Source organism: Gemmatirosa kalamazoonensis (genome assembly GCF_000522985.1).
Lineage (GTDB): Bacteria > Gemmatimonadota > Gemmatimonadetes > Gemmatimonadales > Gemmatimonadaceae > Gemmatirosa > Gemmatirosa kalamazoonensis.
Window position 1 is genome coordinate 3,763,242 of sequence record NZ_CP007128.1, and the last position, 12,245, is coordinate 3,775,486.

Annotated in this window: 11 protein-coding genes and 1 tRNA gene; 4 read left to right on the forward strand and 8 right to left on the reverse strand. The window is 70.9% G+C overall.

Features of this window, described 5'->3' with window-relative positions; translation table 11 throughout:
• Nucleotides 1–6: 6 nt before the first annotated feature.
• The 4 genes from J421_RS16300 (at nt 7) to J421_RS16315 (ending at nt 1,881) form a co-directional block, all read left to right on the forward strand.
• Nucleotides 7–297, forward strand: coding sequence for an acylphosphatase (locus J421_RS16300; protein ID WP_201773025.1), 291 nt, complete (start codon nt 7–9; stop codon nt 295–297).
• 12 nt (nt 298–309) lie between these two features.
• A complete protein-coding gene (locus J421_RS16305; protein WP_025412245.1) occupies nt 310–858 on the forward strand; it encodes an adenine phosphoribosyltransferase in 549 nt (182 codons plus the stop codon).
• 90 nt (nt 859–948) lie between these two features.
• Nucleotides 949–1,022: transfer RNA gene (locus tag J421_RS16310), tRNA-Arg, on the forward strand.
• A gap of 214 nt (nt 1,023–1,236) precedes the next feature.
• Nucleotides 1,237–1,881 carry a tetratricopeptide repeat protein gene (locus J421_RS16315; RefSeq protein WP_025412246.1) on the forward strand — a complete coding sequence of 215 codons (645 nt, stop codon included), beginning with the start codon at nt 1,237–1,239 and terminating at the stop codon, nt 1,879–1,881.
• 342 nt (nt 1,882–2,223) lie between these two features.
• Here the strand turns inward: J421_RS16315 and dapF are convergent, their stop codons facing one another.
• From dapF to lptB, 8 genes are read right to left on the reverse strand one after another with little or no spacing between them, the layout of a single operon-like run.
• Nucleotides 2,224–3,042, reverse strand: a complete 819-nt coding sequence (gene dapF / locus J421_RS16320) for a diaminopimelate epimerase (RefSeq protein WP_025412247.1) — start codon at nt 3,040–3,042, stop codon at nt 2,224–2,226.
• Between the two features lie 37 nt (nt 3,043–3,079).
• Complete coding sequence (locus J421_RS16325; protein WP_025412248.1) at nt 3,080–3,847, reverse strand: polyprenol monophosphomannose synthase; 768 nt, start codon at nt 3,845–3,847, stop codon at nt 3,080–3,082.
• 13 nt (nt 3,848–3,860) lie between these two features.
• Nucleotides 3,861–6,377, reverse strand: coding sequence for a YfhO family protein (locus J421_RS16330; RefSeq protein ID WP_025412249.1), 2,517 nt, complete (start codon nt 6,375–6,377; stop codon nt 3,861–3,863).
• The gene (locus J421_RS16335) at nt 6,377–7,333 is read right to left on the reverse strand and encodes a lysylphosphatidylglycerol synthase domain-containing protein (protein ID WP_025412250.1); all 957 of its coding nucleotides are present in this window, start codon (nt 7,331–7,333) and stop codon (nt 6,377–6,379) included. The genes J421_RS16330 and J421_RS16335 overlap by 1 nt, the downstream gene beginning before the upstream one ends.
• Nucleotides 7,330–8,505 carry a glycosyltransferase gene (locus J421_RS16340; RefSeq protein ID WP_025412251.1) on the reverse strand — a complete coding sequence of 392 codons (1,176 nt, stop codon included), beginning with the start codon at nt 8,503–8,505 and terminating at the stop codon, nt 7,330–7,332. Before J421_RS16340 ends, J421_RS16335 begins: the two co-directional genes overlap by 4 nt.
• A 22-nt stretch (nt 8,506–8,527) precedes the next feature.
• A complete protein-coding gene (locus tag J421_RS16345) occupies nt 8,528–9,526 on the reverse strand; it encodes a glycosyltransferase (RefSeq protein ID WP_158508816.1) in 999 nt (332 codons plus the stop codon).
• 29 nt (nt 9,527–9,555) lie between these two features.
• Nucleotides 9,556–11,028, reverse strand: coding sequence for an RNA polymerase factor sigma-54 (rpoN, locus tag J421_RS16350; RefSeq protein ID WP_025412253.1), 1,473 nt, complete (start codon nt 11,026–11,028; stop codon nt 9,556–9,558).
• 6 nt (nt 11,029–11,034) lie between these two features.
• Nucleotides 11,035–11,793: an LPS export ABC transporter ATP-binding protein gene (gene lptB, locus J421_RS34635; protein ID WP_025412254.1), complete on the reverse strand. Its 759-nt coding sequence runs from the start codon at nt 11,791–11,793 to the stop codon at nt 11,035–11,037.
• Nucleotides 11,794–12,245 lie beyond the last annotated feature (452 nt).

The following is a 12,245-nucleotide window of genomic DNA, read 5'->3' on the forward strand; positions in this document are numbered from 1 at the left end:
GCACCGGTGGGCGACGACCGGATCCGCCAGCGGCTCGTCGTCTCCGGCCGCGTCCAAGGCGTCGGCTTCCGCCGCTACGTCGAGCGCGCCGCCCACCGCCGCGGCGTCGCCGGCTGGGTGAAGAACCGGCCCGACGGCGGCGTGGAGATCCTCGTCGAGGGGCCGCGCACCGCGCTCGACGGGCTGACGGCCGACGTTCGCCACGGCCCGCCGGGAGCGCACGTGCTGGACATCCAGGCGTCGGCCGCGGGCGGGGACGAGCCGCTGCCGCGCCCGTTCGCGATCCACCGTGGGTGACCGGAGCCGGCCATGAATCCGTCGTCCGCAACGGACCCCGAGCTCGTGGCCGCGGCGCTGGCCGCGCTCCGCGACGTCGCCGATTTCCCGCGGCCCGGCATCCGATTCAAGGACATCACGCCGCTGCTCGGCGATGCCGCGCTGTTCGCGCGGCTCACGCGGGCGATGGCCAAGCCGTTCGAGGCCATGGCGATAAGCCATGTCGCCGGGATCGAGAGCCGCGGCTTCATCCTCGGCGCACCCGTGGCCCAGCACCTGGACGCCGGGTTCATACCGCTCCGGAAGCCGGGAAAGCTCCCGCACCGCACGCGCCGGGTGGAGTACGCTCTGGAGTACGGCACCGACGCGCTCGAGGCGCACGCCGACGCATGTGGGGAGGGCGGCTCGGTCCTGCTCGTGGACGACGTCCTGGCCACCGGCGGCACGGCCGCGGCGGCGGTGGAGCTGCTGGAAGGCCTCGGCGCGACGGTGGTGGGCTGCTCGTTCCTGCTGGCGATCGACGCGCTGGGGGGCGCCGGCCGGCTGCCCGGCCGCCGATTCGAGACCGTGCTTCACGTCTGAGGTCGTCGCGGACGGCGCCGTAGCGGACGGCGCCGTATCCGACCAGCCCCGGACAGCGTTAGATTCCGGTGCCCGAAGGTGGGCGCGCCAGCCCCCGTAGCTCAGTTGGATAGAGCGACGGTTTCCTAAACCGCAGGTCGCGCGTTCGAGTCGCGCCGGGGGCATTCAGGGGAGGTACGCCACTCGACGTATCTCTCGCTACCACATACCTTTCGATGCTGGTCCCGAGCGGCGTGACGCCGTCGATGGGGCCGCCCGCCCGCGTCGGCCGCCCGTGCCGGCGATCACCCGAATCGAAGCCGCCGGGCAGCTCTCGTCTCCCGCGTTGCCGCTTCCCAGTCCGCAGCTCCCGTCATGACCAGTCCGAGCCCGCGAACGATGACCCACAGCCCCGCGTCGTTCGACGACGCCACCGAGAACTTCACCGACTGGGTGCGGCTGCACGCCACGCAGGTCGCCCTGGGCGTGGGCGCGGTGGTCATCATCGGCGGCGGGCTGGCGCTCTGGCGCAGCTCGGCGAACAGCCGGGCGCACCGCGCCGAGGCGGCGCTGTTCGAGGCGCAGGCGCCGCTCGCCGAGGGGAACATCCCGGCGGCCCAGCAGCAGCTCCAGCAGGTGGCTCAGCGGTACGACGGGACCGCCGGCGGGACCCAGGCCCAGCTCGCGCTGGCCGAGACGTACTACGACCAGGGCAAGTACCAGGAGGGGCTGAACGTCCTGAAGCAGGCCGACGACGCGCCGAAAGCCATGCAGAACGCCGTGCGGCACCTGACGGCGGTCGGGTACGAAGGCCTCGGGAAGTTCGAGGATGCGGCGAAGCTCTACGAGCAGGCCGTCGGCGACGCCGCGACCGACTCCGAGAAGCACCAGCTTCAGGCGGAGGCGGCGCGTGCGTACCAGAACGCCGGCAAGAACGACCAGGCGCTACGCCTCTGGACCGATCTCGCGAAGATCGAGGGCCAGGGTCTGTCGGACGAGGCGCGCGTGCGGGTGGGCGAGCTCACGGCGAAGCGGGTGCGCTGAATCGAACCGCTCGCAGGCGGCGGGACAGGCGGCCGGGACCCCAGCGCGGGGTTCCGGCCTCGTTGCTTTCCATCGTCCGGCGGTCGTTCGGGTCTATCCACATCAGACTGAGCGATAGTACGTATAATATGTGTTATGTAAACTACAAGCTGTGGAGAAGTGTGCAGAACTCCGCTGTCTTTCCAATGCCCCCGCTCTGAGCCGCCAGACGCGGCGTATCGTGACATCATGACGACACCTCCAAGCCGGACTCGTCCATTGGACCGGCGGATATGAAAAGACCCGAGGGCCCGAGCGTTCAGCCGACGCTCGGGCCCTCGGGCCGATCCGACGCTGGCTTCGCTATTCCACTTCGCGGAGCCGACCGACGAACACGATCCGCCCCTCGCCGGCCAGCGACGGGCCGCGTCCCGCCGCGCCCCGCGTGATGACCAGCGGCCGCCCCGAGCGCGTCACGATCGTCGTCGCCGGACCGTCGGCGGCACCCCACGCGCCGAGGACGGCCGCGGTCGCGACGGCGCCGGTGCCGCACGCCAACGTCTCACCCTCGACACCGCGCTCGTAGGTCCGCATGTACCAGGCGCCGTCGGGCCCCGGCGCGACGAAGTTGACGTTGGCGCCGTCCCTCAGCGCCGCGTCGAACCGCAGCTCCCGCCCCCGGCTGGCCAGCGGCACCGCCTCGATGTCCGGCACCTCCACGACGAGATGCGGCACCCCGGCCCGCGCGTAGCCGATCCGTCGCTCCGCCGCCCCGGACCGGACCGGCGCGTCGGCGGTCAGCTCCTGGACCGGCGCGAAGTCGATCTCCGGCCGGGCGTCCCGGAACCGGGCGGCCATCACCCCGGCGTCGGTCGCGATCGTGAACCCCGACGGGTCGGCGGCCCCGAGCTCGACGGCGAGACGGGCCGTGCACAGGGTCGCGTTGCCGCACAGCGACGCCGGCGAGCCGTCGCTGTTGAAGTACCGGAGCCCGACCGTGGCCGCCGCGGATCGCTCGAGGAACACCACACCGTCGGCTCCGATCCCGGTGCCACGGGCGCACATCCGCTGGATGAGCTCGGGCGTCTCGAGAGCTCCCGGCGCCTGGTCGCGTGCGTCGAAGAACACGAAATCGTTCCCCGAGCCGCACATCTTGTAGAACTCCCGCCCACGCTCGGCCACGGCCAGGCTCCGTTCGGGTATACGCCGTAAACTGTCCTCAGACCTTCCCGGTCATCGCCCACCAGCGCAGGCGCCAGACCATCCAGATCGCCTCCCGCACGATGTGGCCGGACATCTTGCTCTCCCCCTCCGACCGGTCGGCAAACACGATCGGGATCTCGACGATGCGGAAGCCGCGCTTCCAGGCCCGGAAGCTCATCTCGATCTGGAACGCGTAGCCGTTCGACCGCACGGCGTCGAGGTCGATCGCCGCCAGCACCTCGCGGCGGAAGCACTTGAACCCGCCCGTGGAGTCGAAGAGCTGCAGCCCCGTCACGATCCGGGCGTAGATGTTCGCCGAGTAGCTCAGGATCAGGCGAGAGATCGGCCAGTTCACGACCGTCACCTTGCCGAACCGGTAGCGGGAGCCGAGCACCAGGTCGGCCGACTCGATCGCCTCGAGGAACTTCGGGAGGTGGGCGGGATCGTGCGAGAAGTCGGCGTCCATCTCGAACACGAACGCGAACCGGGCCCGCTCGAGCGCCCAGCGGAAGCCCGCCAGATAGGCGGTCCCGAGCCCCATCTTTCTGGGCCGGTGCAGCGCGTGGACCCGCGGGTTCGCCGCGGCGATGTCGTCGACGATCTGCCCGGTGCCGTCGGGCGACCCGTCGTCGACGACGAGCACCTCGAACTGCTCGCCCTGGGCGAGGACGAGGTCGATCAAGCGCGCGATGTTCTCGCGCTCGTTGTACGTCGGGACGATGACGATCGCCTTGCCGGTCGTGCCGGCGGCCGCGTCTCCCGCCGCCCGTGATTCGGTCGCCAAGCGGAATGCCTCGTCAGCCACGCACCCGACGGCGATCGACCGCCAGACCGGCGAGGGTAAGCAGCCCCGCGACCGCCAGCGCGACGAGCGTGATCGTCTTTCCAGTGTGGTAGACCGGACTGTCGAACGTCAGCTCGATCTGGCGACTCCCGGTCGGGAGCGGCACGCCGATGAGACTGTAGTCGGCGCGCGCGATGGACGCGTCACGGCCGTCGACGCGCGCCCGCCAGCCCGGGTAGTAGTTCTCCGACACGACGAGCGACGCGCCGGCCGGCGCCGGGCGATCGAGCTCCAGGCTGATGTGGCCGGGGTCCCAGCGCCTGAACAGCACCTTCAGGTCGAGAGCCGCAGGTAGTTGCTGCGGCACGGGTTGCGTGGCCACGGTTGACGCCGAATCGAACAGCGCGACGCGAGCCGCGTCGAACCGTGGGTCGAGCACCGTGGCGAGGGTGCTGGCGTCCGAGGCCTTCACGCCGAGCGGCGTGACCCAGGCCGCGGGATTGCTCCCCGGCAGGCGGTACAGGAACACCGTCGATCCGGCCGCGTCCTTCACCGGACCGAGTACCTTGGTCGCGCCCTCGAGCGGCAGCTCGGCCAGGTTCGTGAGCACGAACTGCAGGTTCGTCAGCCGCCAGAACGCGGGATTCACGATCTGCGGCTGCCCGGTATCGGCGCCGTAGAGCTGCTGATACCGACCGAGCTCGTTGCCGTGGTAGCCCTCGACCTGCCGGACGCGGTGCACCATCAGACCGTCGCCGCTGAGGTCGGGGTCGTGCGGCGCGACGGGCAGCCCGTCCTGAAGCGCCAGCGTCGCCACGCGGCCGGGCTCCGCGAGGTGGCTCAGGTACTCGATCGCGGGATTCGTGGCGTAGAGCTGCGCCGCGGGCGCCGAGAACCGCCAGTAGAGCCGCTCGATCGACCACAGGTCGAGTGCCACGATGGCAGCGAGCGCCCATCCGGCGACGCTCGCCCGGATCGCGCCCCGCGCGACGCCGAGCAGGACGCCGACCGTGGCGGCGACCGCGAGGAACGACCGCCAGCCGCCGAGCATGACGGCGCCCCGGTTCGCCTCCGCGTTCGGCGCGAGTCGCGGATCGGCCACCGAGGCCGCGAGGTTCGTGAGCGCGCCGCTCGTCGCGAGGAACGCGATCACGAGCCCGGCGACGACCCAGCCGATGGCGTACTTGGTGCCGGCGCGCCCCTCGAGCGCGCGCTCGGTGCCGATCGCGGCCAGCATGGCGGTCGCGAACTGCACGACGTAGAGCATGGTGCTCGGCGCCCGGAAGTACTTCGTGCCCGGGACGAGCGCGTAGACCAGATGATAGAACGGCGTGAAGCCCCCGAGCGCCCAGAGCACGGCGACGAGGAGCGTGATCCCCCAGAACAGCGTCAGGCGGCGCCGCGCGGCGCCCGCGCCGAACGCGAGCCCGGCGAGGACGAGCACCGCTGCGCCGATGTACTCGCTGTGGAAGTGGATGACGTTCCGACCCGTGTACCGCTCCAGGAGCCCCGAGAACTGCGGCAGATAGGTGTTGATCAGCTCCTCGGGCGGCATCGAGTACGAGATCGCGTGCTCCCACCCCTTCCCGCCCGCGCGCGGCGACCACGGGGCGTACTGGAAGACCGGCGCGAACTGGATCGCCCCGCCGAGCAGCCCGAGCACCACCGCGCCGAGCGCTCCGCCGAGTCGGATCACGGCGGACCGACGGTCGAGACGGGCGCCGGTCGCGTCGGCGCTGAACGCGAGGAAGACCGCCCACGCGCCGCAGACGAGCAGCAGGTATTGCAGGAGCTGCGGGTGCGGGGTGAGCACCGCCAGCGTCACCGTGAGCGCGAGCGCGCCGTAGGCCCAGAATCGCGCGTCGCGCACCGCCCGGTAGGTGAACAGCAGCACCAGCGGCAGTAGCGCGGCGATGTAGAGCTTTCCGTCGTGCCCCGGCGAGACCAGACCGGCGACGTTGCCGCCGACCATGTACGCGAGCCCGCCGACGAGCGCCGGGAAGAAGCTGAGCCCCACGCGGCGCAGGAAGCCGTACGTGAAGAGCCCCGCCAGGAAGACGTGGATGATGAACCCCCACGTCATCGCCGCGTCGGTGGGCATCAGCATCCGCAGCACGAACGTCGGATAGAAGATGTCCCCGTGCATCGCGGCGACGTATGGCATGCCGCCGAACAGGTATGGGTTCCAGAGCGGGAATCCCCCCGTCTGGCGCAGCCAGCTCGCCCCGAACTCGCGGAACGCGTACCCGGCGATGTACTGGTCGCTCATCGGGTTCACGAGGAACCCGCCGCCGAGCGCCTGGTAGCCGAGGAGCAGCGTCGCGACCGCGTACACGAGCGCCGCGATCCCGAGCGGGAACGGCGGCTCGGCCGCGGCCAGGCGCGCGTCGCCGATGCGGCCGCGGCTGCCCCGCTCGGCCGCGAGCCGTGCCGCCGCACGTCGGCCGGCGGAGGCGGTCGACTCCGCGGCCTCGGTCGGGTGCGACCCCGTCGTGCGGACGGCGACGGGGGAATCTTCGCGAGAGGACATCAGGAGGTTGAGCGTGGGCGCGCCGGCGACTGCCGCGCGAGGAGAAACAGGGCGCCCGGGAGCGCCTCGAGGACCGTGAGCAGGAGTCGCGATGCCACCACCACCACCGCGGCCTCTCCCGCCGTCACCAGCCGCGCGGCGGGAAGGCCCGCCATGAGCGCCGCCTCGCGGATGCCGATGCCGGCAGGGACCGGGACGAACAGGAAGCCGGCGAGATAAGCAGCCGTGAAAACTGCCAGGTATGCCAGCAAGTTGCTACCCGACCCGGGAAAGAACGCCAGCGTGAGCCACCGCAGGGCGAGACCGTACAGAAACCATGCGGCGACGTTCGCCGTCACCGCCACGGCGAGCACCCGCAGCGGAAGCGGCGGCAGCTCGACCGGACGACGGAGCAGCCGCGACGCGACCCGCACGAGCGGCGCGATCGACAGCGGCAGGAGGATGAGCGCGAGCCCGCCGGCGACCGCGAGCGCGGGGCCCGCCGCGGGCGGCAACCGTGGCGCGAGCGCGCCGAGCAGCCCCGCGCCGGTGACCACGACGACGACGAAGCCGGTGCCGAGGTTGAGCACCGTTCCGATGAGTGCCGACCCCGCGGCGACCACCGGCGAGACCCCGGCGCGGCTCGCGAGCACGCCCATGGTGCCGGTGGTGAACAGCGGCGACGCGGGCAGGAACCGCGCGAGGTTCGACAGGCACCAGATGCGGGCGGCCGTCCAGTACGGAAGACGTGCGTCCCACGCCGAGACGATCACGCGCCAGGCGTGGATCTGGACGGCGTAGAGCGCGAGCACGGCGGCCGCGGAGCCGAGCAGCGGCATCCACGAGGGCCGCATCGCGCCGGCGGCACCGCGAAACTCGCCCCAGTGCCCCGCGATCTCGCGCCCGGCGAGCCACAGCGCCGCGCCGACCAGCGCGACCTGTAGGACGCGCAGCAGACCGCGCCGCGCCCCGCTCACGACGCGGCCCGCCGCGACGCCACGGCGCGCTCGTAGACCTCACGGTACCGGCGCGCCACCGACTCCGCGCCGAACGCCGCGAGCGCGTCGGGCCGACCACGGGTGCCTAACGCCCGAGCCAGCGGGGCGTCGCCGGCGACGCGGTCCATCGCCGCGGCGAGCGCGTCGAGGTCGCCGGGCTCCACGAGCAGCCCTGTCTCGCCGTCACGCACGACGTCGGTCAGTCCGCCGGACGCGTACGCGATGACGGGCGTCTCGCAGAGCATGGCCTCGACGCCGACGAGACCGAGTCCCTCTCCGCGCGACGGGATCACCAGTGCCCGCGCACGCGCGTAGTAGCGCGGCAGTTCGTCGGGCTTCACCGTCGGCACCCAGCGCATGCGCGACGCCACCCCGAGCGACTCGGCGAGCGCGCGCAGCATGTCGCGCTCCGGCCCGTCGCCGATGATCGTCACGGTCTCCTCGACGCGCTGCCGGGCGATCGCGCGCACGAGATCCGCGACGCCCTTCTGCGCGTTCAGCCGACCGACGAACAGAAGCCCTTCGCGAGGGACGGACGGATCGGGCGGCGAGAACCGCTCCGCCGCGACGGGCATCGGGATCACCTCGGCGTCGGGGATCGGCGCGATCGCGCGCGCCTCGTCGCGCAGCCAGCGCGAGACGAACGTCCACACCGCCGCGCGGCGCGCGACGCGCGCGACGAGCGGGCGCGCGGGGCGCGTGGATCGGGCGAGCCGCACGTCCGAGCCGTGGCTGGTGACGACGAGCGGCAGGCCGCCGAGCGCACCGGGCATCGTCGCGGAGAGCCCCGACGGGAACCACCAGTGCGCGTGGACGACGTCCGCGCGCTCGCGTCGCGATTCGCGTCGCGTGGTGCGCGCGGCGGCGAGCAGCATCCCCACGAGCGCGCCGCGGGCGCCCCACGATGCACCGACGTCGGCGGCCATGTTGCCGGTATACGCGAGCGTCTCGAACGTGCGCGGCGCGTAGCGGTAGCGCACGACCTCCACGCCGTCGACGACGTCGCGCGCCGCGAGCCCCTCGGCGCCCGGTGCGAGCACGCGCACGTGGACGTCCTGATCGCGCAGCGCGTGCGCGAGCCGCAGCAGGAACGAGCCGGCGACGTCGCCCGGGTGACGCGGGAAGTTGTGCGTGAGGAAGAGGACGCGCACGGACGTGCGGCCTAACGCGTCGTCAGCGCGGATCGCGCGGCTGGCGCCCGTCCCGGCGGTCGCGCGCTTCGTCGAGCTCGCGCCGCAGCTCCGCGATCTCGGCGCGCTGACCGGCGATCATCTCGCCGAGCAGACCCGTCGTGAAGAACAGACCGCCGAGGATCACCGACGTCTGGATCACCGTCCATACCCACCGCTGCCCCTGCCCGGTGACGAGCAGCCGAAGCAGCGCGCCGACGCCGGCGAGAGAGCCGAGCACGAACAGCGCGAAGCCGAGCATGCCGAACAGCAGCAGCGGCTTGCGGCCGAAGCGCAGCTCGAACCACACCGCGAGCATGTCGAGCACGCCCACCGGAATGCGTCCGATGCCGAACTTCGAGCGGCCCGCGTGACGCGGGTACAGCGGCACCGGCACCTCGGACACCGTGTAGCCCTGCGACGCCGCGAGCACGATCATGTAGCGGTGCCAGTCCGGGCGAAGCGGCAGCCCGGCCATGATCTCGCGGCGGTATGCCTTCACGCTGTTCAGGTCGCGCACCGGCACGTCGAACAGCGACCGACTCAGCCCGTTGTAGATCCGCGAGACGAACGCTTTCTCGTAGTGCCCCTGCTTGTAGCCGGTGACCATGTCGCTCTCGCCGGCGAGGATCGGCGTCACGAGACGCGGGATGTCCTCGGGCTTGAACTGCAGGTCGGCCGGATAGAACACCAGCACGTCGCCGCGCGCGTGCTGGAAGCCGGTGCGCAGCGCGTCGGCGATGCCGCGCCGCGTGCGATGGCGTGCGACGCGCAGAAAGGGATAGCGCGCGCGCAGCCTGTCCAACACGGCCCACGAATCGTCGCGCGACCCATCGTCGACGACGACGACCTCGAAGCGGATGTCGGGGTGGCGGCCGAACGTCTCCTCCGCCTGCTCCATGAACAGCGGGAGATTCTCCGACTCGTCCTTCGCGGGCACCAGTACGCTGACGTCGACCCGGTCTGGGACGGGGTCGACGTCGGAGGCGTAGGGGGGACTCACGGTCGGGCGGGACGGGTCGACCACCGCCGTCATACCCGCTTGCGCATGCGGGCGGAGAGGACTCCCAGCTGGTCGCGGTACTTCGCGACGGTGCGCCGCGCGATGTTCACCCCGTTCTGCTTCAGGATGTTGACGATCGCCTGGTCGGTGAGCGGATGCTTGGGATCCTCGTTCTGGACCAGCTTCTGGATCTGGTCCTTGATGCCGCGCGCCGAGACGTCCTCGCCGTCGGTCGTGGAGAGACCGGACGAGAAGAAGAACTTGAGCGGGAGCACGCCGCGCGGCGTCTGCACGAACTTCTCGTTCGTCACCCGGCTCACCGTGCTCTCGTGCATGTTGATGACTTCCGCGACCTCGCGCAGTGTGAGCGGCTTGAGGTACTGCACGCCCTTCTCGAAGAAGTCGCGCTGCCGGTCGACGATGTAGTTCATGACCTTCAGCATCGTCTGCCGGCGCTGCTCGATCGCCTGGATCATCCAGTTCGCGGAGTTGAGCTTGTTGGAGATGAACTCCTTGCTCTCTCCCTCGAACTTCTTCTTGTCGCGCGCGATCTCCTGATACGCCTTCGACAGCTTGAGGCGCGGCAGGTTCGCATCGTTCAGGAAGACGTGATACTTGCCGTCGATCTTCTCGACGATGAGATCGGGGATGATGTAGTTGTCGCCCGCGGAGCTGTAGAGAAGGCCCGGCTTCGGGTCGAGCTTCGCGATCTCGTCGGCCGCGCGCTGCACGTCGGCGGGGCTGATGCCGAAGCGCTTGGAGATCTCGCTCCACCGGTGCGCGATGAGCTCCTCGAAGCAGTCGCGCACGAGCCGATACGGCACGCTGTGCTCGAGTCCCGCGTCCTTGAGCTGCAGCATGAGGCACTCGCGCAGGTCGCGCGCGCCGACGCCCGCGGGGTCGAGGCTCTGCACGACGCGGAGCATCTCCTCCGCTTCCTGCGGCGCGTAGTACGGCGCCTCGTCGGGGTCGCGGTCCATCTCCTCCGCCGTCTGGCGGATGACGTCGTTGATCCCGGCGAGGATGTCCTCGAGCGAGCAGTCGAGGTACCCGTCCTCGTTGATGTTGCCGAGGAACTCGTCGGCGAGCATGAGCTGCCGCGGGTTCAGGTCGAGCAGCTGGATCTGATCGCGCAGGTGGTCGCCGAGGTCGCGCTCGGCGACGGTGACCGGCTCGTAGTACTCCTTCTCCTCGTGCTCCTCGCGCCGGCCACCGGCGTCGAAGCCATCGAGCAGGATGTTCTCCCAGTCGATCTCGTTCTCGTCCTCCTCCTTCTTCTCCTTCTGCTCCTCCGCCGAGGTCTCCGTGGTCTCGGCGCCCTCTTCCTCCTCGTCCTCGTCCGGCTCGACCATGTCGAGGAACGGATTGTTGAGGAGCTCCTGCTTGAGGTGCTGCTGGAGGTCGAGCAGGGGCATGTAGAGCAGATCCATCGCCTGATAGAGGCGTGGATTGATCTTGAGCTCCTGCTTGAGCTGCGTGCTCTGATTGAGACCGGCCTTCATCGCACCTTATCCCTGCTGTCGTTCGTTCGACGCGAACCGCTCTCGCAGCCGCGCCGTGAGGGTCGGACCGAGGTAGATCTCGGCCACCGTGTCGTCGTACACGAGATCGCGCACGGGGCCGCTCACCTTCACCTGGCCGTCGAACATAATGTACGCGCGGTCCACGATGTCGAGCGTCTGCTCGACGTTGTGGTCGCTGATCAGGACGCCGATGTTGCGGTGCCGCAGGTCGGCCACGATGGTCTGGATGTCGTGCACCGCGATGGGATCGACGCCGGCGAACGGCTCGTCCAGCATCATGAACTTCGGCCGCGTCACCAGCGCCCGCGTGATCTCCAGCCGCCGCCGCTCGCCGCCAGAGAGCTGGTAGGCCTTGCTGTCCCGCAGATGCTTGATCTTCAGCTCGTCGAGCAGCGCCTCGAGCCGCTCCTCGCGCTCGCGTCGTGAGATCGGCAGCGTCTCGAGGATCGCGAGGATGTTGTCCTCGACCGACAGCTTGCGGAAGATCGACGGCTCCTGTGAAAGGTACCCGACGCCGCGGCGCGCGCGCCGGTACATCGGCATGGAGGTGACGTCCTCGCCGTCCAACAGGATGCGCCCCGCGTTCGGCGCGATCAGCCCGACGATCATGTAGAAGGTCGTCGTCTTCCCGGCGCCATTCGGGCCCAGCAGTCCGACGATCTCCCCCTGTTGCAATCGGAGGGCCACGTCCTCGACGACGTGACGCCGCCGATAGATCTTCACGAGCCCCTGCGCCTCCAGCACGCTCCCGTGCGGGCCGGTGCCGTTGCCGCGATGCGGCTCGGCGGGCGTCGGGCGCGCCGCGTGATGCTCGCCCGTCTGGCGCAGCGACGCCGCGACGTCGCCGCGCACGGGCCGCACGTCGCGCCAGAGGCCCTCGGTGACGCGCACGCCCTCGACGGTGCCGACGTCGTTCGTCGAGAGCGTCACGATCCCGAGGCCCGCGAGGCGCGGCAGCACCGACGTCGCGAGGTGATGGCGCACCTCGTCGAGGCTGAGGCGCCCGGCCTCGTGCTCCGCGTCGCGCCCCTCGTGGCGGAGCGCGGCGAGGTGGTCGTCGCGATAGCGGCGCGCGACCTCGTCGAGCGGCGCGATCCCCTCGTCGTCGGCCGACGATAGGATGGCGTGCAGGGCGAGCGCCGCGGAGCGGTCGCTCTCCGCCACCGATGCGAGCAGCTCGCGGACGCGCGCGGGCA